The organism is Vibrio sp. Isolate33 (assembly GCF_022397895.1).
Taxonomy (GTDB): Bacteria; Pseudomonadota; Gammaproteobacteria; order Enterobacterales; family Vibrionaceae; genus Vibrio; species Vibrio pomeroyi.
Genome location: NZ_JAKEUP010000004.1, coordinates 15,591 through 36,544, shown reverse-complemented (window position 1 = coordinate 36,544; position 20,954 = coordinate 15,591). Strand labels below are relative to the sequence as shown.

Sequence of the window (20,954 nt, the reverse complement as noted above, 5' to 3'; positions counted from 1 at the left end):
AAATCATAACAGGCAACCCCGCTCATTAAAGCGTAAGAGTGAAAGTGCTCCCCACACCCAGCTCAGATTTCACGTTCAAAGTACCTTCGAGGTTCTCGACCATAGCAAGCGCCAAAGATAACCCAAGACCATATCCCTCAACATTACTTCGGCTGCTGTCGACTCGGTAAAGCCGCTCAAAAATCAAGTCCTGATATTTCTGCTCTATGCCGACACCAGTATCTTGGATACTTATAGAAACCTTGCCCTCTGTAGTTTGCTCAAATTTGATCGTCACTTTTCCTCCGGGCTCTGTGTACTTAATCGCGTTATCAATAAGATTGACCAAGACTTGAGTCAACTTGTCTGGGTCTGACTGAACAACAAAGTCCCGTTCACCTTCAACCACCAGCTCGATTTGTTTATCTTCTGCCACATCTTCATACCAACTCACAACATTGCTAATCACATCCGATACCTGAGTCGGCACTTTCTGTGGTGTGCGCTTGCCAGTCAGTTCATCGTTCAGCTTCATCAAAGCGGTTAGCATATTACTTGCCTGCATTGCGTGTTCAGAACAGTCTGCCAATGCATCTTTCATTGCTTGCTCATCAGCGTTGTTCAGTAGTGCGATTTGAGACGCCAAAGTAATGCGAGATAAAGGGGTTCGAATATCATGAGCAATCGCATCAACCGTCGTATTCAAGGTTGTCGTTACGTGCTGAAGCTTTGCAACTGCCGTGTGAACACTGGAACTGATCACGTTAAGTCCTTGCGGTATTTCAGATTCGGATTCTGTCTTAGTGTCAGTGTTAGGAAACTCTAATTGCCCTTTTTTCAACTTATCGAGTAGGTCACCAAAAGTAATCAGTGGCGACATCGCACTGTGAATGATTTTACGAGTAAACACCGCGGTAACCGCCACAAGTGCAAGCAAAGCATACAAGGTCATTAGCCATTGATTGTAAGCAATATAGTCCCTCGAGCGGTTGTCCAAAACCAACCAGAAATCATACTGCTCTCCTTCAATAGATAACGACATATAAGGACTCAAGATGAAGCTCTCTAGCCACGAGCGGTTGTCATCAATTTGATAGTTGGAAAAAGGCTCTATTGCTGATAGGTGTTGAGTTCCCGCAATGAATGTTCCCTCAGATGAAACACCCTTCTCAACCTTATAAGCGGCAATGTTGTTTTCGAGTAACCGATGAGGATTGGCTTCTAAAACATGAATCAAACGTTCGCTCGAATCATAAGTCAGAATACGTTGATACTCAGTAGACATCGACGTAAGGATCTTCTTTTCTGTTTGGTAAAGGTCGAAAAAGAAGATAGCCCCGACAATCAACTCCACCAGCATCAAGCAGAGCAGTAAGGTCGACATAAAACGAACCAACAAATGCCTCTGCGTTTTGGCAAGTGCCTTTTCAATACTACGACTTGAGGACATAGCCAACACCTCGAAGTGTGTGAATCAGTGGCTTAGAAAAACCTTTATCGACTTTGCTGCGAAGTCGGCACACTAGCACATCCACAACGTTGGTTTGCGGATCAAACTGATGTCCCCAAACATGCTCAAGAATCGCCGTTTTCGACATCACTGACTCTGGGTTTTCCAGCAGTAGCTTCATCAACATAAACTCACGTTGATTGATGGTGATCGTTTGTTGATCTCTTTGTAGCGTGTGCTTTAGAAGGTCTAGGCTTAGGGGACCATAATGCAATTCTAATGGTTGGGATGTCGGTTGCTTTCCTCGACGTACCAAGGTTTGACAACGAGCGAGTAACTCAGGAAATGCAAAAGGCTTCACCAAATAATCATCAGCCCCGGACTGCAGCCCTTGCACGCGCTCTTCTACCGAGTGCTTAGCACTTAATATGATGACGGGTGTCAAGTAGCCCTGCCCTCTTAGCTCAGCAAGCACTTCAAATCCATCTTTCTTTGGCAACATGATATCGAGAATGATCACGTCGTACTCTTCAGTAACGGCCGCGTGCAACCCATCAATACCATCTATTGCGTGAGTCACCGTTATCCCTTCTTGCTGAAAACCATTCACTAGAAATCGTGCGATATGATTGTCATCTTCGATCAACAGTATTTTCATTAACGTCCATTTATCTCTTCACCGTGCCTTAAACACACTTTATCAACATCCTGTCTCGAATATAACCAACATTGCAACTTTGTAATGTTCTAGAAAGCCAGTGGTAATCCTGCGTTCGTTAGTATGAACCTGTTGATTAAGAGTGGCTTGTCGATATCAGACCTGCACTCATCGAAACCCTATATCCGAAAAAGAATGTCTTAATGGAGTAAACATGAAAATGACAAAACTAACTGTACTAGCAGCAACTCTTGGTTTGCTTAGCCTTTCTCACAACGCAATGGCAGCAGAAACACAAACGGTCTCTTTCACTCAAATTTCATCAGAAGCAGCATTCAAGCTTGCTCATGAAGCGGTTAGCCAATGCGAGGCTGATGGTTACAAGGTGTCTACTACGGTCGTTGGTTTATCAGGGAATGTGATTGCACAACTTCGCTCAGATGGCGCAGGCATCCACACACTTGATAGCTCACGCAAAAAAGCGTTCACCGTGGCAAGCATGAAGCAGACTTCAGGTAACTTGATGAAGCTCATCGCCGATAAACCGATCATGCAACCTTTGCAGAATATGGACGACAACCTGTTGTTCCTAGCAGGTGGCGTTCCTATTCAATTGAACAATGCGATGATTGGTGCGATTGGTGTTGGCGGCGCGCCGGGTGGCCATTTTGATGTCGCATGTGCTGAAAAAGCAATCAAGAAGTTCTTCTAAAAGTCCTTTTGTTTAGTTGTCTAAATTCGTTTAGCAAACGGCTTAAAATCTACTTGCCCAAATAAAATTGCCTCGCACTTGCGGGGCTTTTCTTTGTACAAAGCAACTTAACATCACTCTCTTAGCGCTGAACTTCAAATAACCACATATACTAGGGGGTAGTATTTTATACTGGAGGGGAGTATAGTTTTTTAACGATGTATCTCGTATCCCCTAGCAACCCTATTAGCAGAGATGAGTTTCCGAATGAAAGACGTTAAGGGTGTGTTCCGCAACCTAGAGAAAATGCTACGAAACGCGAATTGGTTTGAAGATGGTTGGGAAATCTATAACCGTGGTGAGTACCTTCAACTCTATAAAGAGAACTGGTTTAACCAAAGCCAAGGCGGCGTTCACTTTGAGACCTTTATTGAAGGCCCTCAAATCAAACAGAAATCCTTCCCAATCTGCATGCACGCAGAAGAAGGTTGCCCAGCTCAAGCTGAATTTATACGTCAGTTTAAGGAGCTGGAAAAAAGCCGCATTGAAAGTTGGAAGGGATACCAAACCCAAGACAACAGCTATGGTATTTGCCAACGAACGCTTCCGCTAAACTTTAAAAACCTCGAACAGCGTTTGTTTGAAGAGTTCAACCGATTACGTGCTCTTGAAGCAAGTGTCGACAAAGTGCTAGACAGGCTTTAATGAAGGCTGACTTTAAACAGGACAGGCTCTAAATGAAAAAACAAAAAAGCCCATGTATTGATATGTGCGACTTTTCGAACAGTAAAGGATGGTGCTTGGGGTGTGGGAGAACCCGAGAAGAGTGCAAGGCTTGGAAATCAATGAAGCCTTACGCCATCAATAATCTTAAGAAAGAACTGCAGAAAAGAAAGTCTCAAATGAAGGCAGATTAACCAAGCCGGTTACTTGATATAAGAGTCTAATACTTTAAGCACGACTTCCATATCTTCTTCACGCTGAACCTTGTCATCCTCTAGCACCACATGCTCTAGCAGGTGACCTTTAATCACTTCTCGCATCAAGCCATTCACAGCTCCACGAATGGCTGCAATCTGCTGTAATACATCCTGACATTGCTGCTCTTCATCATCCAACATCTTTTTAAGACCATTAACCTGACCTTGTATCTTGCTCACTCTTGCCTTGAGTTTTTTCTGATCTTTGGCTGTGTGTGACATAACGTTGTTACTCAATGTGATTGGAAGAAAGATTTAACAAGTAATATAGCACCTTACCTATACTGGGGGGTAGTTCCTAAGCCTATCTGGTGTGTAATCCTGTCAACGCGTTTAAGATCTAAACCAAGCTGCGCGCCACTCAAGCATTGACTTAGTTAATGCTGATGCGAGCGTTATTCAACGGATTAATAGCGATAAGAGAATTAGATAGACAGTCATGGATTGAGACAATTTAGAAGTAAACAAACTTACATTTTGAAGTGAACAATGGAACGGATTGTTATAATATAACATTAAACTAAATAACCATTCGTTCTCATGAAACAGCTATTTATTCTAACCAACGCATTCAAACACCTATCTTCGCGCTATGTAAGCCGTTTTTCAGCGGGCTTACGTTCAATTAAGCGCTTGCCTCTTTGGTTGGCATTATTCTCTTTTGCTCCGAGCCTATCTGCTCACCCGCATTCTTGGATTGAAATGAAAACCCACATAGAAGGCGAAAACGGCATGATCACAGGCCTTTCAATGGAATGGTCTTTTGACGCCATGACATCTATGTACATGTTAGACGGGGAAAATGTCTCGCCAGAGAAAGAAGTCGAGACATACAAAAACCTAGCAGCATCCGTCATCGAAAACATGATGTACGAGCACTACTTCACCTACTTCTATGACGGTGAAGAGCCAATCAAATATCAAGTCGCTGAACATGCCAAATTTGAGCGTGACAAAGCCAAGATGGTACTCACTTTTGATCTACCACTCTCAAAGCCAAAACACGTAACTCGAGACTCACTTCGCGTGCTGATTTTTGATCCGAGTTACTTCGTCGATATGTCGTGGATCTCAAATAACGATGTGACTTTATCGTCTTCACTCGCTAGACAATGCCAGTTGGAGATCATTGAACCGAACCCGACACCTGAACAAATGAGCTATGCAATGTCTTTACCTGCCGATGCCGATCCAGACAACACGTTAGGCCAACTGTTTACTCAATCGGTTGAGCTTCACTGTGCTGCGGTTCCAGCTTCTTAATCATAATGAGTCGTTTCAGTTATAAAACGTCTTAACTCAAACTCATTAAACCTCACTCAATGAGAAAGGTCTCTGATACAGGTTCTTGTTAAATGCAGAAAAATCAAATCAAAACAAATTATTACCTCATTGGTATTGGCGCTTTATTGCTGGTTGCTGTCGGCGCATACCAATTGTGGTCTATGTGGCCTTCTTTGGTTATCTCTAGTATCCAATGGCAAAGAGAAGTTAACTCAGAACTTGCTGACCTACTCTATGAAGCCAAGTCTAACCCATGGGGCGCAGGCAGCTACCTCATCGGATTCAGCTTCGTCTACGGCATGCTTCACTCCTTAGGCCCTGGCCACGGTAAGGTTATCGTGTCCACTTACTTAGCAACTCACCCAACTAAGGCGAAAGCGAGTCTCGTGCTCACGGTTGTTTCAGCGTTTTTACAAGCGCTGGTTGCTATCTTACTGGTGAGTGTATTGCTATGGGGCTTTAGCGCGTCAATGCGAGTAGTGAATGACAAGGCTAATATGTTTGTCTCGTTAAGCTTTGCGTTAGTCGCGGTGGTGGGTGCTTTGATCTGTTGGAAAGCTCTGAAAAACATCTATGCAACGATGCGTAAGCCAAAGTTGAAAGTAAAAGCCATCACCACATTAGCGGCTGATGCGTCGTCGCCAATTTCAGTCCAGTCACCAATGGCGCTTCGCTCATCAGTATCTGCTGGTTCAATGATGTTGAATCCAACTAGTGCATTACAACCTGCAGAGCACTCTCACGCAGATCATTCTCATGCCGACTGTGGATGCGGCCACCAGCATGTTGCCGATGCAGACGCAATAAACAAAGCTTCAACGCTCCGCGAATACGCCGGAATCATCGTTACAATTGGCGTAAGACCTTGTACAGGCGCCATTATGGTTCTGTTGTTCGCGAATATGGTCGGCTTGTATTGGATGGGCGTGTTAAGTGCCTTCGCCATGGCGGTAGGTACCGCGTTCACGACCTCGACGATTGCAATCATGACACTAACAGGTAAGAACTTAGTAAAACGCTATTTGGCAGCAGGTAACAAGAATAACAGTGCGTCACTAAAAGCCGCAGGTCATTATTTACAGCTATTTGGTGGTGTTTTACTTGTCTTAATTGGCCTGTTGCTAATGAGTGGACAAGACAGCGGTATGTCGCCTGTGTTTACTATGTAAGGCCAGAGTTCTTAGAATTAAAAAAAGTAAACATATAGCTAAAGGTGGTTGAGTGATAATTCGCTGAACCACCTTTTTCTATGCGCCCTTCGTTATCTGACCCGACCACAGTTAGAACCGCAGAAAAGAGCATTTAGCGTCTGAATGTTGTGCGCCACTGAGTTGGAGAGATATGAAATGCAGCGCTAAAATGCTTCCTAAAAACACTTTCAGACCCGAACCCTGCAAGTTCTGCGATCTCTGGGATTGGGCTTAGCGTAGTTTCTAATAAACGCTGGCTTAGAACCAAACGTTGATTCAGCAACCAATGCCCAAACGTACAGCCATAAGCTAACTTGAACTGTCGGGTAAATGTGCGTTTACTCATCGCACACCGTTCAGCGACCTCATCCAATGAATAAGGTTTGGTTGGCTCTTTTCGAACACTCTCTATTACTCGGCTCAAGCTCGTCTCTTTTGGCGTGTCTACGTTAACGGATACAGGAATGTATTGCTGCTGGCCTCCTGAACGAAAAGGCGCTGTCACCATCATTCGAGCTAAGTCGTTGGCCATTTCCCCACCACAATAACGACGAACAATATGAAGGCAACAATCCAAAGAAGCCGCTGTACCCGCAGACGTGATCACTTGCTCATGTTCTATAAACAGCGGATTAGGATCTAACTCGACTGATGAGAATCGCTCTTGGAACGTATTAGCAAACGCCCAATGCGTTGTTGCACGCTTACCATCCAATATACCCGCGCATGCCAGCACATAACTACCAAGGCATAAACCAACCAGCAGTACTCCCCTTTCATTTTGCCGCTTTAAGGCATCAATAAGGCGGTTACTGGGCTCCGGCAGAGAGTTTGGCCAACTGGGTATTATGATGATGTCAGCATTATCCATCGCTGAAAGATCCTCTTGCACAGAAATATTAAAACCTGATCCAGAAGGAATCTCTTGCGCATCTTCTGCACAAATCTTCAAGCGAAACGGCGGCGCCTGTTGGATGAATACATCTCGAAACACCATACAAGGCACAGATAAGTGAAAGGCGCTGATCCCTTCAAAGGCGAGCAAAGCGATATTGATGATTCTTTCAGGCAATGACATAGAATGACCACATTTGAGCGAATGATGTCTTTAGAGACAGTATTGCAGCTTTGAATCCCGGTGTATATTTACATCATCAAAGCGAAACAACATTCAGAGATCATGAGGCACCCTATGAAGATTCACCACCTAAGAAGCGCAACGTTTGTTATCGAATCTGGCGAACACTATATTTTGATTGATCCGATGTTAGGTAAGAAAGGTTCTTTGCCGCCGTTCTCCGTATTTCGCGCCAAGATGCAGAAAAACCCGACCGTTGAACTGCCACACAATGCGAATGAGCTGCTTGATAAAGTCACTCACACGCTTATCACGCACAGCCAAACTTTTGGTATTAAAGCATTGCAGCACGGTGACCACCTTGATGGCGCAGGAGAAGATTTCCTCTCAAGTCGACAGCTTCCCGTGGCAACGCCAAGTAAAGATAAAGCCTATCTAGAGAAATACGGCCTAAACGTCGAGTTTGGTATTGATGATTGGCAGACCATCGACTTCTTAGGCGGCAAGCTAACTGCTATCCCAGCACAACATGGTCACGGTTGGATTCATAAAGTTATGGCCAATGGCGTGGGTTTCTTTTTAGAGTTGCCTAATGAGCCTTCGATCTACATCAGCGGTGATACCGTACTGACTGACCATGTAAAACGCGCACTGAGTGAGCTAAAACCCGATATTACCGTGGTGGCTGCAGGGCAAGCGCAAATGGACATTGGGCAACCTTTGTTGATGCCTCAAGATGAAGTGATGGAGTTTATTCGACTTTCACCAAGCAAGGTGATCGCGAATCATATGGAAGCGTTAAACCACTGTGCGATTGACCGTGGCACACTCTTGAAATCACTAGAGCAACATGACCTTGCAAGCAAAGTTGCCATTCCGGCCGATGGCGAAACATTAGAATACATCTAATCTGTTGTGCATCGCTCTAACTTCAACAAACACTGCGGTATTATTGATTTACAAAAGAGGGTTAAAACCTCTAAAGAAAAGCATCGAGAAGCGATACAATGCTCAAACTGCAAGAACGCAGCATGGATACCATCCATAGAAAGCCCATTTATAGAGAACCTTAAAGTAGTCACACATGTCTAAAGAACCCGGTTTCACCACAGAATACACCCTCGACAAGACGTTTTTTGCAGAGTGTTATGATCAAACTAGTCTTCCGACTCAGTTTCCAAAAGCCTATTTAAAGGGAATATTGTTTCTTATTTTTGGTGTGGTTCTACTAGAGTTCGAACTATTACCTAACGGCTATGTTGGTTGGTTCTTCATTGTTTTGAGTGTGATTGAAGCATTCAGTGTGTACTGCAAAAGAACCTGGTGGTTATGGAGACAAAAAATCAGCTCCGGCGCTGGTAGCAAAATAGTCTTTCAAGGTGATGTTAATGGCGTGAGTTACAAAAACCACAAAGCGACCAACACTATCGCGTGGACTGACATCGACCAACTCGAGCAGACCGACCTCGGCTTTATCCTTCATATTGGTAAACAGCGCCAATATGTGAGCAAATCTTGTTTAACTGATGAAGCCATTGCCTTCATGATTGAGCAACACGAAGCTTCCAACGCTCCTAAAACACCCTAAGCAAACTAACATCAATAAATGCCTGCCAATTTGGCAGGCATTTTTCTATCACTTATGAAAAGTGAATGGAATAACCGGATAACACTAATGACTACCGTATATCAAATCAGTGACTGTCACCTTTCAGATGAATCCAGCTACGAGAACTTGCGTAAAGCCTTGGAACACGTCGCTAACGATCCAACCTGTGAGACCATTTTTTTGACCGGTGATATTTGTTGTAATCCCAAACCGGGTGACTACGTTCGATTGGAAGCGTTCATTAGGCAACACCTTAACGCCAAGCCTATTTACGCGATTGCGGGCAACCATGACGACTCTGTCTTAATGCGTACTGAGCTAAAAGGCTCAACGATTGCCGTCACAGATAAAGTGATTATCAATAAACGAGAGTTTGTATTTCTGGACTCTAGCGACAAGCCGCTTGATAACCGTCATCCATTAGGTTCAGGGCGTATTAATAACCGTGGAATAGCTCGTCTAAAACAGCAACTAAGAAAGGCTAATGATCCCATCGTTATTGTCCACCACCCTATCATTCCCGTCGGTTCTGAGTGGATGAAAACGATCCGTTTGGAAAACGATGCCGAGGTAATGAAGGTGCTTCGCAAGTATCGCGTGCGAGACGTTATTTGTGGTCACGGCCATGATGGGATAATAGCCACACAACAAGGAATCACTCAATATATGGCACCTTCAACCGCCTATGGATTTGACCACTCTATCAATGAATACAATCGCAGCGACAAGGTAGGATTGAGTCGAATTTGTTTGTCGACTAATTCAATCAATTATCAGGCTGTCTATTTTTAACATTGAACTGAGTTCAAAAAATCAAGATTAGCTTGTGAACGGTTAAACATTATCATTCCAGTTTAATACGATATATAAAGCATAAACTAACTACATAACGTTGCTGTTTAGGTGACTTGAGTTAGCGTCAAATTCGTCCGATTTTCGAATCTAAATGGTGTATAAACTCTCAAATCAATACTCCATAGGACTTTCATGATGTCAGTTTATAACTATTATTATGCTTCAAAAGACGACATTGAAGCTCTAGAACAAGACCGTCTAGAGCTGTTAAATGATTTTAAAGAACAACTCGCTGTATTTTGCGAACATCTCTATGCAAACTTAGATCAACAGTCAATTTTTCAATCACTTAACTCACATACTAATTCGGCTATCTTCTTTCCACATTACCCATCAAACCGTTGCGAAATTTTAAAGACACCTCTAAGCGTATATTTAAGATCAAAATTAGTTGAGATAGTCAAATCAACCGCAACAAAAACGGTCCAAAACCTCGCAATCCAAATAGCAGATTCTTCTCAGAAACTTCTTTGCGAAGACTTTAGTTTGAGGGGTTCAACGGCATCAATTGCGGAAAAATTAGTGTTACGTTATTTATTCTCTCACTTGAACTTTGATGATATTGAAGCTATTCCAAAAGTTCCTTTGTCAAGGAACAACCAGCTGCTCGCCTTCTCCGAGTTCTACCTTCTTGATCATGTTGAAAAACGTTATACCGAAAATTATCACAAATACAAAATATGGGATGGCCGAGCCGTATCCTTGTTTTCTAGTTTACTTTTCGACCCAAAAAATGAATACCATCCTTTCTTCCACTTGCCTGACTTACGGTTCTTACTAGAAAACAACCTAGAACTAATAACAATTGAATTGTTTAAAGATGAGAGTATTGCGTGCTGGACAGCACTTCTTACAGATGGTCCAAAATATTTGTACACAGAATTGGCTTATCCGGATGATAATGGGCTGATTTTTGAGGAGTATGTACCATTAAATATGGTTTGTGAGGAAGTATGGGAGTCACTTTACGAACGATACCGAAACAAATGGACTAGCACTCTAAAACCACAAATAAATTGATATTTTTTCCCTGTAACGTTTATGAGTAAACAATAAACTAAAGGCAAATTTAAGAAATGACAGCAACAATTTCAATCAGTAAAAGTGCGATGTTTGAGTTAATAATGGCTGGATTCGAAGCATACGCAGTGAAACATCAAGCTAGTAAGAAAATATCTATAGAAACAGGCGCCCACCTTTGGGGGAGCATCAACAAGAATCATCCATTTAAATGTACAATCAACCACTTATCAGTAGAGACCTCGGCGAATCGAAAACCATCCTCCGTTTCATTTAATCAAAAGTCACTCCTAATCAAAAAAGACATCGCAAAAGTATTCGGAGAGCAATACCAGTATATCGGTACAGCCCATTCTCATCCATATTCTAGGCAAGAAGTCTCAAATGCCGCTCAAATTAGAGCGCTTAAGTTTTATCAGTTGTCTAGTGCCGACCACAATTGTGAAATAGGATGCCCAGAAATTGAGGTTGCAGGGAAATCATACAGTGTTGCTTTAATTTTAACACTCCACTCCATGCTCAAAGCAAATGATAGAAAAGATGGACAATGTTTCGGAGAGCCGCTTATTGAATTTTCTCTTGGAAATATCAAATGTTGGCTTTACGGACGTGTTTTCCAACATAAAACTAAAGCATCTCTAAGTGATGAAGAACGTGATTCGTTTGAACGTTATGGCATGAGTTTAGCGAAATTTTCTGCTGATGAAATCCTTCCGATACCTCAACATACTATGTTAGAAAGTAATATTGCGCTGGATACCATTTGCGCAGACTTTGGAAGATTAAAATTTATAGAGAATGACTCTGAATACGATCTCGCTTCAGTTGCTGAAAGCCGCTGGTAAAGAGTCAAATCATCATAAAACAATACTAAAGACTAACATTTGAAGTAAGATTTTTGAAAACGAGAAAGCCCAGTTGGCCAACTGGGCTTTCTTTATCTGAATATGTTGTCATAAATCTAGTCACTAAAAATACACATTACACATTCCTCTCTATCATTATATTTACTATTACGGTGAAGTTGTAAGTAGGACAGAGCTCAGTTTAATAAAAGCTAAATTGGTGTGGCGATATTGTTTTACTCAATTAGTTTATCCATTCACAACCAGATTTCTCCTATTTTCTGACTTATCGCTAAACTTGCAACAGCGCTTCAATTTATCAATCTGTGATTGAAACCAGCACAATGCATAGGTTTGGCGTTACACTGAATGAGACATAGCAAGTAAAGAGGGTCTATGACGTTTTCTCCTGCCATTCTGCGTAAAATCTGGTATTCCCCTTCGATTAACTTAGGGCTTCGCGCCACCAGTGCTATTGTGTTATTTTTCGGCTTAGGGTTGCTGTCGAATCACATCAATATCGCTATGACCGCACTCATGACCATGCCTGCCGCTTTAATTAGTGGGCTTGATGCGGCAGGCCCTAGGAGGTGGACACGTTTTGCGATTACCGCAACCGCTTGGGCAATCACTTTGGCCGTCAGTTACGTCCTTCTGATCAGTGGGCTGCCTTTATGGTTAACCTATGGCGCATTGGGTGCCTTACTTGCCAGTGCGGCGGTCAATGGTCCATTCTGGGCACGCCTGGGCATGTCCAGCCTACTAATTGCTGTCGTCACCCTATCACTTCATAATTCCAACACAGCGCTAAGCTTGTACCCAATGCTGGTACTGGGCCCTCTTACTTTTGCGCTGTTTAGCTGGCTTTGGTTTGCCCTGTGGAAACACTATGCGCTGCGTGTATGTTTGTCTGCAATTTACGAGACGTTGGCAGACTACATCCAATATCGCCAAGCCTTCTTGTTAGGAGGCGAAAATGAAGCGCCAAAAAGACGCATCAAATACCAGCTTATCGAGTTGTTCCAACAGGCGCTTCAATCCGAATCTTTTCGCTCTAAACACGAAGATGCAAACTCGCTCCGACAAGCCTTGTTCCTTGCTCTTGATACCTTTGAAGTGATACTGAGCAGTCACACCACGAATCCAGATCTATTAAGCCAATTTCAATCAAGTAAACAAAAGAGAGATTTGTTATTGGTTTGGAGCCAACATTGCCAGCAACGATTAAGGCACAAAGCCAGACAGCTTTTGCACAACACGAACGAAGAGATGAAGCACTTAAGCTCATTAGAGCAAGAAGCCAATGACTTGATTGAAGCAGTGAAGCTTGAAGACCAACCCCGTTTTCGTTATTGGGCCTACGCCGTGAAGCACATTTCTCGTCGTATTGAGCTTAATGAACCCGCATATGAACGCTCTTTTGAAGTACAGCCGTTTGAGTTGTCTTTCCGTCTACCAGGCCGAGGCAACCCTATTTGGCGTCATGTTACCCGTGTTGGTTTGATGTTCGCGCTTGGCGCAGGGATTGCCGAATACTTTGATTTGATTCGACCGGACTGGGTGTTGATTTCGATGCTCATGGTGATTCAGCCAAGCTTCTTGGCGACACGCAGTAAGACTTGGCAACGCTGTTTGGGTACGGCGCTTGGCGTGCTGTTCGCAACTTCTGTGATTCAGTTCGGCGTACCGACGACCGCGATGTATACGTTAATTGTCATCCTCTTACCCGTCGCGATGCTTAACATCATGCGAAATTACTCGCTCGCTATTGGTTGTATTACCGCCCTATTGATTTTGATTTATCAAACTATGGCGCATCAAGGGCTCGACTTCGCAGCACCACGTTTGATCGACAACATCGTTGGTGGTGCCATTGTGCTGCTCGGTTATGGTTTGTTGTGGCCGCAATGGCGAGGTAAAGAGATCCACAATCAAGCATTAACGGCTCTGAACAGTTCAAAAAGCTTGTTTGTGTATTGCTATGAACAACTGCAAGTCGCCCCCGAACAACGCGACCACATGGACTTAACCAAGCAACGTGCTGCGATGCTCACAGCAGAAAGCGACCTTGAGCTCATTTACAATGAGATGCAGCAAGAGCCAAGGCACACTAGGGCCGATCCCCATTATTACGAGGATATGCTGAGCCACTATCGCCTACTAAGCCATTACCTCTGCTTACTGATTCCACTCATCAGAACAGGCACGCAATACCAAGGCACTCAGCAAGTCGAACGCTTAATTCATGATGCGATGGACGCGTTGATCAATACCATTCGTGATAATCGCGTCCATGAGCTTCCTGCGCTAACCAATAAAACCGATGCCGACCAACCCACTTCCACAACGGGTCAACGCTCGGTAGAAGAAATCATCTGGTTAGCTTTGATGACAATAAAACAGATGCACGATTTAGTTAGGCGCAATCTGGAAAGCTAGATAACAGCATTATGGTTATATCCTCGCAAGCAATTAGCGCCTCTAAAACCGGTGTGATTTTATGCTGAGAGGCTTCATATTGCTTGCCGAAAAAGAATCAATCGTGAGATCTCCTATTACGGGAAACTTTTCACCATCGCCATTATTCCTAACAATAAGAAAAGAGCGCCGCAGCACTGGTTGAATATGCGGCCATTCTTGAGGAGCATCACTTTGACCTTGTCTGCGACTCTTGCCACCCCGAACTCGACAGCAAACTCAATACAAAGAAAGCTCACGGTGATGACAACAAACTGAGGCAGAAAGGCTTCATTCGGGTAAATAAACTGAGCCAAGAACGCTGTAAAAAACAGCAAAACTTTCGGGTTAGATAACGCGGCAAAGTACCCTTGTTTGAACAACTCGCGTGGTAACAACGTCGCCGTTTCTGACGCATCTTCAACGTTAACAGAAGGAGCTAAAAACAACTTCACACCCAAGAACCCGAGATACAGAGCACCTAACCATTGCAGAACAATCATCAGCTTCGGTTCGGCCTCTAATAGTGTGCCAAGGCCGAGCATGGCTATCGTGATCAATAAGAAGAAACCACAAACCCCGCCATAGATCGTCCACATTGTTTTCTTATAACCAAATTGAGCACCATGACTCAACGCTAATAAAGAGTTGGGACCTGGGATACAGGCAAGGCCCAGAGCAGACAAAATAAACACACACCACACTTCAAACGTCATACTTAACCTATAAAAAAGACATCTTAATCTGCCGCTAGTATCCTTCTAAAATCGAATTGATAACGGCAATATATGGACGTAATATATTAATATCTAGACATCAAGAGCCATTCTCATGAGCCAACCCAAGGGCGTCCGATTTTTATTAATACCCTTAAATAATTTCAATATGTTCCCCTTTGGCGCGTTTCTAGACAAACTGCGCTTTTCCGCTGATGACGCTGACTTCAGCCAACAACGTTATTGCTCTTGGCAAATCATGTCCCACACTCAAGGGGTGATCACATCTAGCAGTAACATCCCCATCACGGTTGACCTTACCCCTGACACAGTCGAGTTGAAAGACGTTGATTACGTTGTCTTATTTGGCAGTCGAAGTGCTCATGAGTCACAACAACAGGCTCCTTTGTATCGGTCATTTTTCAGAAAGGTGGTCTCGGCTGGTATCAAGATTATTAGCATCGATAACGCTTGTTTTACGCTTGCAGAGCTAGGCTTGTTAAACCAACATCAGGTAGTGGTTCACTGGAGGCATCATCATGAATTTAAAGCGAATTACCCCAAAGTGGTTGTACGTGATGAGCAACTTTATCACTTCGACAAAAAGCTCATCAGTTGCACGGGCGGTAGCGCAACTATCGACCTTCTCGTCGCCATTTTGCAAAACCATGTCGGCCAAATCAGAGCTGAAAAAGGGTTGGCCGATATGCTTGTGGATGAGAGTCGCGGTAATCATCATCGTTTAAAATCCTCACAGCATGGCAATTACCAAAATCGACACATCGATCGCGCAATCTTATTAATGCAGGAACATTTAGCGCTAGGTACCACGGTAGATGAGATAGGAGCATTTATTGGACTCAGTCGCCGTCAACTAGACCGCCTTTTTCAACAACAGTTTGATGTTTCTGTTCATCAGTACTGGCAGGAGTTACGCCTACAACACGTGCAGTGGCGATTAATCCATTCCAACCATAGCTTGATACAACTGGCAGATGAGATCGGTGTAAAAGACACCAGCTATCTGTGCAAGATTTTCCGAAAAAGATTTGAAATGACTCCGACCCAATGCCGTCGTAATTCGGTTAAGCAATAGTATTGAGATTGGCTTCTAGGTATCTGATTACTGTATTCACACTAGCTTCTTATGGTTAAAATGCCGTATGGTACAAACAATCAATTATAAAGACTCACGGCCTTTGCCACAGTGACTCTTCTTTTAAACGAAAAGACTGACTATGAATTTTGATATCAATGCACTGAAACACCACCAACTGGTCGAAGATGGTCAACTAGAAGGGTGTTACATTCATCAGCCTGTACAGGGTAGTCTGCCAGACGATAAAGCGGTTTTAGCAGAGCGCCAAGCACTGGAAAACCTCGGCTATAAAGTCGTTCAAGTTAAAGCGAAAGGCGGAACAACAACCTTTGCTGAGGCTATGCAAGAGTTTGCGAAAAAGACAGGCCACCAGCCGAAATAATCAACGAATGAATACATGGAAAATCAAACCCACATCAGACCTTCTCACGCCATATGTTGAGTATATCTGGGCGTTGCAAGTAACTGAGCCGAGCCAACAGTCTGCTTTGCTACTTCCTAATCCCTCTGCTAATGCCATTCTGTCCCCTTCGACAGACAAACATGTTTATCGAAAGAACGGATTCGAATTAGAGGTTAAAGGTGGACATTGGCTCTCTGCATACACTGAAGAACTTTATGTTGATGACTTGCATCCACGCCAACTATTAGGAGTGAAGTTCTTTCCTGATGGTGCTTTTGGCTTAGGTTTGATGCGAGCGGAGAGCGCTAACCAGAAGCTCATTCAACCTCTCCCTCCCTGTTTTCAATGGCAAGATGAAATGGATATCAACTGTCCGGAAACAGCAGCCCAAGTTATAGAGTCACAGTTACTTACTCTTCCCCCCATTGATGATCAGCGAATATGGAAAAGTGTTCATGAAGCTCGCTTGCACATCAACGAAGGCAAAAGCCTCGATTTGTTGCCAGTGTCTAGGCGTACATTGGAGCGACAGTTTGCATTAGTCACTGGTTTGTCGCTCAAGCAGTATGAGCAAATGGTGAGGATGGATCGTCTTATATGGGCCATCTACCAAGAGCAAGACGAGAAGATAGATTGGAGCGACCTCGCCTATCGATTTGGTTTCAGTGACCAGCCCCACCTCATACGACAATTAAAAAAAGCGATTGGCGTGACACCCAAACGTTACTTAATCGAGAAGCACCTTTCTATTGACCTGTTTGGTGACTTCAGTAATTGATCATGTCGCATTTGTTCAATTTTTCCAGAACCACAAAGGGTAGATTAGCCTTATGGTGACTAGCGGGTTATAAAAAATGAAAATTAGACAAGCAAATTTGAGTGATGCTCACTCTTTGAAAGAGCTATCCAAGCATGCCATTAGTGCATGCTACACAAGTTTTATGGGTGAGGAAATGGTCAATGGCTACCTATCAAGTGGTGCTAGTGACGATGAAATTGACAAGCATATTGGCAATACCTTTGTAGCCGTCGATGATAGCGAATCTGCCGTTGGTTACGTCGTGGTTATTGATGACCTAATACACATTATGATGGTATCGCCAGCACAGCAGCGTAAAGGCATTGGTGCGATGTTACTGTCGTTCTCTGAGGCGAAAGTCCTCAGTAACCACCTCAAACCAACACTTGAAACCTTCGAGAGCAATACTCAAGCAATGAACTTTTACCTGAAAAATGGATGGACGATTTCTCGTAAGGAGTCTGATCCTGATTTTGGTTTTGTTCGTGTGTTTTTTGAGAAAGAAAGCTAATCGAAAACCGTCTATTCGGGATTACTCTATAGTCATTATCTGACACTCAAAAGGCCTCGAACACGTGAGGCCTTTGTTGTTCTATCTAGCGATATAGCTATCCTGTAACAGTTATAACTACACTACTTCACTGGCTAGGCTTCTCGATCTAACTTACTGCGTAAGCTGACCGAACTTCGGCAAGCTCTTCACAAACCTCTGGTGTACATCCATATAGGTTTGCATATAGATTTCGTCGATACGGTCGTTACTCGGGAAGCTCGATGAGAAGTCTGAGTGTTTACGATCAATCGATAACTTGGCTGCCTCGATAATATGAGTAATGAACATCCGAGGATCTTCCAACCCAATCGAGATACGCATTGTGGTCGGTTTGATGCCCGCTTCATTGAGTGCCTCATCGCTGAGTTCTGAATGCGTGGTCAATGCTGGGCACAGCGCTACCGTATTGGTTTGCCCTAAGCTCACTTGCATCCCGATTGCGGGCTCAAGCATGTCGAAGAACTGTTTAAACCCATCACGATTGATTGGTGCACGACTGCCACTACCTTCCATATCGATTGTAAAAAGCGCCGCTGGTAAACCCAAGTACATGTTGTTCTGGCAGTGTTCATAGTTATCGCTGTCTGGCAAAGCAGGACACGACACATTGATGTCTGGGTGAGCATCGAAGATCTTCGCCAGCGTCAGGGTATTAATCGTTTTTTGCACCACACGCATCTCATAGGTTTTCATACCATTGAGCACTTCGAACGCTTTGTCTGCATCTAAGAACGCGCCTTTGATGTAATACACATTCCAAAACAGGGTTTCGTTCCATGGAATGGTCGCCTCATCGCCATTAGGTTTGGTGAAAGTCACCTCCTCTCCTTTTGGCACAAACATGGTCTCATTGCGTCCGATGACTACCCCAGCGGTTGTGGTGCCTGATCCCGCCAGCTCTTTGGTATAAGAATGAATCACGTAATCAGGCCTTTCCATCACATCATCACGTTTGAGTACAGGATGAAGCAATGGTGTGCCTACTGTTGAGTCGACAATCACATCCCAACCACGAGAGTGACCAGCTTTACTGATACTGGCGACATCTAACACGTAGCCATGCGGGTTACACGGTGATTCAAGGTAAACGTAGATTTTTTTACCAGCAGCGAGGCGATCCGCATATTTGTCAGCAACCTCATCAAGGCGAGTCGCAAACTCATCTCCGGAGTAACCATCCACCCACTCTACCGCGACATTCAAGTTAGAAGGCTTGCCAAACCAATCTTCCAACAGTTGGTACGAACCTCCGTAGATGTTACGTGAGGCCAACACAATGTCTTCATGCCCAAGTAAATGACTCAACAACCCATCAATAGCCGCCATGCCTGAGTTGAAGTTCCATGCGAGATACTCATTGGCTCTAGAGCCAGCCTCTAGATCAACCATGTGGTTAGCGAGTGAGATTGAGGTTGGGTTTAGCAGTCGAGAGTAGATATCGTGCAGTGGTTCTTTACCGTTGAACGCATCCTCAATCCATTCAGTACAGGCAAACAAATAGGTCGCGGTGCGTGTAATCACTGGGCTTGCCGAGAATATAGCGGCAACATTATCGAAGATAGGATACGCACCTTTAGAGGCAAAATTACCATTGTTAGTCGCAATGGATTGGTAAGTAGCACGCATTGGGTTTTGTAGATTATCGAGGATTTTCGCGATCTGGAATGACAAAAAGCGTTTGGCGTTGAACCAAGCGATTCGGTCACTCTTATCGAGTTCTGAAAGTCCATCAACGGTCAAAGCCCAAAGGTCGTGAGTTTTGGTATTGGCTTTGTACAGGGTCGTTGCCAGCTCAATCAGCGTGATGCCGTAATCACTGTTTGGGTCGATACCAAAATGCTTTGCCTGCTCAATAGCAAGGGCTTCCGCTTGTTCATGTTTAGTGGTTTTACGCAGTGGGCTAAGTTGAGTTGAAGTATTCATAATTCCTAAATCATTCCATCCTTGTGTACCTCCTTTAAGCTTAGTGTTGCACCGATACCAAAGATTGCTATTTGCGAAGTAAGACATACACTTTGAGCAATAATATTGCCGAATAAACTTCAATATTGATGGGATATGCTAATGGATGAGATCGACAAGAAAATACTGGCTGAACTACAAAGCAACGCTCGCCTGACCAATCAAGAGTTGGCCGACCGCGTGGCACTTTCACCCTCTCCTTGTTTGCGACGAGTTCGAACATTAGAGAAACAAGGGATCATTCGCGGCTATCACGCCAGCGTAGATCAAGAAGCGTGTGGCTTACCTGTGAATGTGTTTGTGTTGGTAAAACTTGAAAAGCCGACTGAAGAGAACATGCGAGACTTTGAGCAACACATTGAAGTGATAGATGAAGTGTTAGAGTGCTTTTTGATGACGGGCAATCACGACTACCTATTGCACGTGGTGAGCGAGTCACTCAAAAGCTACGAGCAGTTTATCCGCAAACAGTTAACTCGCCTGCCCAATATTGCGTCTATTGAATCCAGCTTCGCATTTGGTCAGGTAAAAACAAAGACTAAGCTGCCAGTAAGGTAATTAGAAACGACTTAGTTGGACGGTGCAGAAGGCATTGGGTAGTCATCTCCAATCAAACAGATAAGTGCGCCCCCAAAAGCTTTGTCATAACGTACTTTTCCGGTCGTATTAGAACCTTCTATATCCGTATTTCCATCCACAATCTGATTAATTTCTTGCGCCACTTTTGTTGGTACCAACCAGATACAAGCCGCAAGAGAACAAGTTGATGACGACGATTTACAACCTGTCTCGGTGCTTCCTCGCGCCCACTGGCTGCCCTTTTCCTTAAGCAGTAATTGCGTTGCTATGTAATCTGGGTGATCGATGTACTGATCACCTCCTATCCATGTATCGTCATAAGGTAGGTACGGTCCTTTCCATGTTGATAAGCCCGGATTTTCAATTAAGTGGTTGATGTTTAAGTAGCCGAAGTTCGTATCGGTATCGGAAGTAATTGGAGGCAAAGAACCGTTGTCACGAGAATACTGCTCAGCGGCATCCAAGACTGTATTCAGTTGCCCGATCAAAAATTTTGCCTCATCGACACGGGACATACTGTTGCCAAACTGGTTGTAGATAAAAAATGCGGCAATGAGTATGAGCAAACTGAACGATGCAAGTTTCCATTTTTTTATCTGACGCAAAAGTTTCAACATCTAATCTTTGTCTCTCATCAAATTGGTTCTAATAACGCTAAGGCTTCTCTTGTTGGGAAAGATTATACCAGAGTAAAATCAAGCGCTTTGTATTGAAACATTCTGCCCTATTGACCGTAAATATGCATAA

At 43.8% G+C, this 20,954-nt stretch carries 23 protein-coding genes; 16 read left to right on the top strand and 7 right to left on the bottom strand.

Going from position 1 to position 20,954, the window contains the following annotated elements; genetic code table 11:
- Window positions 1-25: 25 nt before the first annotated feature.
- Window positions 26-1,429 carry a HAMP domain-containing sensor histidine kinase gene (locus L1D37_RS08765; RefSeq protein ID WP_239847634.1) on the bottom strand — a complete coding sequence of 468 codons (1,404 nt, stop codon included), beginning with the start codon at window positions 1,427-1,429 and terminating at the stop codon, window positions 26-28.
- Complete coding sequence (locus L1D37_RS08760) at window positions 1,413-2,087, bottom strand: response regulator transcription factor (protein WP_239847633.1); 675 nt, start codon at window positions 2,085-2,087, stop codon at window positions 1,413-1,415. The genes L1D37_RS08765 and L1D37_RS08760 overlap by 17 nt, the downstream gene beginning before the upstream one ends.
- Before the next feature lie 214 nt (window positions 2,088-2,301).
- Between L1D37_RS08760 and L1D37_RS08755 the strand changes: the two genes are divergently transcribed.
- The 3 genes from L1D37_RS08755 (at window position 2,302) to L1D37_RS08745 (ending at window position 3,695) form a co-directional block, all read left to right on the top strand.
- The gene (locus L1D37_RS08755) at window positions 2,302-2,799 is read left to right on the top strand and encodes a heme-binding protein (protein WP_239847632.1); all 498 of its coding nucleotides are present in this window, start codon (window positions 2,302-2,304) and stop codon (window positions 2,797-2,799) included.
- Window positions 2,800-3,045: 246 nt separating this feature from the next.
- Window positions 3,046-3,483 (top strand): hypothetical protein, encoded by a 438-nt coding sequence (locus L1D37_RS08750; RefSeq protein ID WP_239847631.1) that lies wholly within the window; start codon window positions 3,046-3,048, stop codon window positions 3,481-3,483.
- 32 nt (window positions 3,484-3,515) lie between these two features.
- Window positions 3,516-3,695 (top strand): DUF1289 domain-containing protein, encoded by a 180-nt coding sequence (locus L1D37_RS08745; RefSeq protein ID WP_239847630.1) that lies wholly within the window; start codon window positions 3,516-3,518, stop codon window positions 3,693-3,695.
- 9 nt (window positions 3,696-3,704) lie between these two features.
- Here the strand turns inward: L1D37_RS08745 and rcnR are convergent, their stop codons facing one another.
- Window positions 3,705-3,980: a Ni(II)/Co(II)-binding transcriptional repressor RcnR gene (gene rcnR, locus L1D37_RS08740; RefSeq protein WP_017631168.1), complete on the bottom strand. Its 276-nt coding sequence runs from the start codon at window positions 3,978-3,980 to the stop codon at window positions 3,705-3,707.
- 318 nt (window positions 3,981-4,298) lie between these two features.
- Here rcnR and L1D37_RS08735 point away from each other — a divergent pair, with 318 nt between their 5' ends.
- Together L1D37_RS08735 and L1D37_RS08730 are read left to right on the top strand one after the other, a co-directional pair.
- A complete protein-coding gene (locus tag L1D37_RS08735; RefSeq protein WP_239847629.1) occupies window positions 4,299-5,021 on the top strand; it encodes a DUF1007 family protein in 723 nt (240 codons plus the stop codon).
- Between the two features lie 92 nt (window positions 5,022-5,113).
- Window positions 5,114-6,211, top strand: coding sequence for a nickel/cobalt transporter (locus tag L1D37_RS08730; protein ID WP_239847628.1), 1,098 nt, complete (start codon window positions 5,114-5,116; stop codon window positions 6,209-6,211).
- 133 nt (window positions 6,212-6,344) lie between these two features.
- On the opposite strand, the gene L1D37_RS08725 is transcribed toward L1D37_RS08730, so the two are convergent.
- A complete protein-coding gene (locus L1D37_RS08725) occupies window positions 6,345-7,310 on the bottom strand; it encodes a helix-turn-helix domain-containing protein (RefSeq protein WP_239847627.1) in 966 nt (321 codons plus the stop codon).
- 114 nt (window positions 7,311-7,424) lie between these two features.
- Between L1D37_RS08725 and L1D37_RS08720 the strand changes: the two genes are divergently transcribed.
- The 6 genes from L1D37_RS08720 to L1D37_RS08695 all read left to right on the top strand — a co-directional run bounded on the left by L1D37_RS08720 (window position 7,425) and on the right by L1D37_RS08695 (window position 14,078).
- On the top strand, window positions 7,425-8,219 hold the full coding sequence (locus L1D37_RS08720; protein WP_239847626.1) for an MBL fold metallo-hydrolase: 795 nt from the start codon (window positions 7,425-7,427) through the stop codon (window positions 8,217-8,219).
- A 175-nt stretch (window positions 8,220-8,394) separates the two neighbouring features.
- Window positions 8,395-8,898, top strand: a complete 504-nt coding sequence (locus L1D37_RS08715; protein WP_239829475.1) for a YcxB family protein — start codon at window positions 8,395-8,397, stop codon at window positions 8,896-8,898.
- Between the two features lie 87 nt (window positions 8,899-8,985).
- The gene (locus L1D37_RS08710) at window positions 8,986-9,711 is read left to right on the top strand and encodes a metallophosphoesterase (RefSeq protein ID WP_239847625.1); all 726 of its coding nucleotides are present in this window, start codon (window positions 8,986-8,988) and stop codon (window positions 9,709-9,711) included.
- 198 nt (window positions 9,712-9,909) lie between these two features.
- On the top strand, window positions 9,910-10,794 hold the full coding sequence (locus L1D37_RS08705) for a hypothetical protein (RefSeq protein WP_239847624.1): 885 nt from the start codon (window positions 9,910-9,912) through the stop codon (window positions 10,792-10,794).
- Between the two features lie 56 nt (window positions 10,795-10,850).
- On the top strand, window positions 10,851-11,639 hold the full coding sequence (locus L1D37_RS08700; protein WP_239847623.1) for a hypothetical protein: 789 nt from the start codon (window positions 10,851-10,853) through the stop codon (window positions 11,637-11,639).
- Between the two features lie 396 nt (window positions 11,640-12,035).
- Window positions 12,036-14,078, top strand: a complete 2,043-nt coding sequence (locus L1D37_RS08695; RefSeq protein ID WP_239847622.1) for an FUSC family protein — start codon at window positions 12,036-12,038, stop codon at window positions 14,076-14,078.
- Window positions 14,079-14,194: 116 nt separating this feature from the next.
- Here the strand turns inward: L1D37_RS08695 and L1D37_RS08690 are convergent, their stop codons facing one another.
- Window positions 14,195-14,812: a LysE family translocator gene (locus L1D37_RS08690; protein ID WP_239847621.1), complete on the bottom strand. Its 618-nt coding sequence runs from the start codon at window positions 14,810-14,812 to the stop codon at window positions 14,195-14,197.
- Between the two features lie 169 nt (window positions 14,813-14,981).
- Between L1D37_RS08690 and L1D37_RS08685 the strand changes: the two genes are divergently transcribed.
- From L1D37_RS08685 to L1D37_RS08670, 4 genes are all read left to right on the top strand, one after another.
- Window positions 14,982-15,908, top strand: a complete 927-nt coding sequence (locus L1D37_RS08685; RefSeq protein WP_239847620.1) for a helix-turn-helix domain-containing protein — start codon at window positions 14,982-14,984, stop codon at window positions 15,906-15,908.
- Window positions 15,909-16,050: 142 nt separating this feature from the next.
- Window positions 16,051-16,293: a hypothetical protein gene (locus tag L1D37_RS08680; protein WP_239847619.1), complete on the top strand. Its 243-nt coding sequence runs from the start codon at window positions 16,051-16,053 to the stop codon at window positions 16,291-16,293.
- A 7-nt stretch (window positions 16,294-16,300) separates the two neighbouring features.
- On the top strand, window positions 16,301-17,092 hold the full coding sequence (locus L1D37_RS08675) for an AraC family transcriptional regulator (RefSeq protein WP_239847618.1): 792 nt from the start codon (window positions 16,301-16,303) through the stop codon (window positions 17,090-17,092).
- 76 nt (window positions 17,093-17,168) lie between these two features.
- Window positions 17,169-17,624 carry a GNAT family N-acetyltransferase gene (locus L1D37_RS08670; protein WP_239847617.1) on the top strand — a complete coding sequence of 152 codons (456 nt, stop codon included), beginning with the start codon at window positions 17,169-17,171 and terminating at the stop codon, window positions 17,622-17,624.
- Between the two features lie 153 nt (window positions 17,625-17,777).
- Here the strand turns inward: L1D37_RS08670 and L1D37_RS08665 are convergent, their stop codons facing one another.
- The gene (locus L1D37_RS08665) at window positions 17,778-19,589 is read right to left on the bottom strand and encodes a PLP-dependent transferase (protein ID WP_239847616.1); all 1,812 of its coding nucleotides are present in this window, start codon (window positions 19,587-19,589) and stop codon (window positions 17,778-17,780) included.
- 141 nt (window positions 19,590-19,730) lie between these two features.
- Between L1D37_RS08665 and L1D37_RS08660 the strand changes: the two genes are divergently transcribed.
- Window positions 19,731-20,186, top strand: coding sequence for an Lrp/AsnC family transcriptional regulator (locus L1D37_RS08660; RefSeq protein ID WP_239847615.1), 456 nt, complete (start codon window positions 19,731-19,733; stop codon window positions 20,184-20,186).
- 11 nt (window positions 20,187-20,197) lie between these two features.
- Here the strand turns inward: L1D37_RS08660 and L1D37_RS08655 are convergent, their stop codons facing one another.
- Window positions 20,198-20,824 (bottom strand): type II secretion system protein, encoded by a 627-nt coding sequence (locus L1D37_RS08655; RefSeq protein ID WP_239847614.1) that lies wholly within the window; start codon window positions 20,822-20,824, stop codon window positions 20,198-20,200.
- Window positions 20,825-20,954: the final 130 nt, after the last annotated feature.